Source organism: Dyella mobilis, assembly GCF_016904945.1.
Classification (GTDB): Bacteria; Pseudomonadota; Gammaproteobacteria; order Xanthomonadales; family Rhodanobacteraceae; genus Dyella_B; species Dyella_B mobilis.
Genome location: NZ_JADIKF010000011.1, coordinates 1 through 1,117, shown reverse-complemented (window position 1 = coordinate 1,117; position 1,117 = coordinate 1). Strand labels below are relative to the sequence as shown.

1 protein-coding gene is annotated in these 1,117 nt (G+C 60.1%); it reads left to right on the top strand.

Annotated features, from left to right (window positions below):
- Window positions 1-45 precede the first annotated feature (45 nt).
- Window positions 46-1,110, top strand: a complete 1,065-nt coding sequence (locus tag ISS99_RS00055; RefSeq protein ID WP_204629523.1) for an IS30 family transposase — start codon at window positions 46-48, stop codon at window positions 1,108-1,110.
- Window positions 1,111-1,117: the final 7 nt, after the last annotated feature.

Here is a 1,117-nt window from a genome sequence, read left to right as displayed (position 1 = left end):
GGCGGTCTCTAGACTCAAGTGCAACACCCCCAACCGAGGTGCTGCATGGCGAGGAATTACAGTCATCTAAGTGCCGAAGAGCGCGGCGCGATCATGGTGGGCAAAGCACGTGGGGAGAGTGCCCGGCAGTTGGCCGCATGGCTCGGTCGTTCACCCAGCACCATCTCACGAGAGCTAGCTCGCAACGGTCATCGTGAATCCGTGGAGCAGCCCTTCATGGGGCGCCCACGGTTGGCCTACGATGCTCAGCGAGCTGGGCAACGCGCTGCTCGACTACGCCGCAAAGCGCGCCGCCCACGTAAATTGCTGCCGACCTCACGCCTGTGGCGGCACGTGCAAGGTCTGCTGACCAAGGGCTGGTCCCCGCAACAGATCAGCCGCACACTGCGTCGTCAGCACCCTGATCAACCGGCTTGGCACGTGTCCCACGAGACGATCTACACCGCCATCTATGCCGCACCGCGCGGGCAGCTGCGGCAAGCCTTGGTCGCATTGCTTAGGCAGCACAAATGCGCGCGTCGTCCTCGTGGCCAGGGCGCCAATCGGCGTGGTCAGATGCCCGATTTGCCTAGCATCCACGATCGGCCACCGGAAGCAAACGAACGGTTATTGCCTGGGCATTGGGAAGGTGACCTGATCAAAGGTACGCGCAACACGGCACCTGTCGGGGTTCTGGTGGATCGTCAGACCCTGTTTTTGAAGCTGGTTAAATTGCGCGGCAGTTCGGCTCAGGAAGCCCTGGATGGATTTAGCCGTGCGTTCGCGCCGCTTCCCGCGTCGATGCGCCGAACGCTGACCTACGATCAGGGGAAGGAAATGGCCCTGCATAAGACGCTATCCCGTCGAACCGGCCTGGCGATCTACTTCGCTGATCCGCATAGCCCTTGGCAGCGTGGGATCTGCGAAAACACCAACGGCCTGCTACGTCAGTATTTACCCAAGGGCGAAGATATTTCGATTTACACGCAACGCCAATTGGATGCGATTGCGCGTCGGTTGAATCTTCGTCCTCGCGCCACCCTGGACTACCACTGTCCCGCTGAAATGTTCATGCGCGCATTAGGACGTCATGATCTGGCGGATCAAATTGATGACGCACTTCTAGATTGACTCTGCC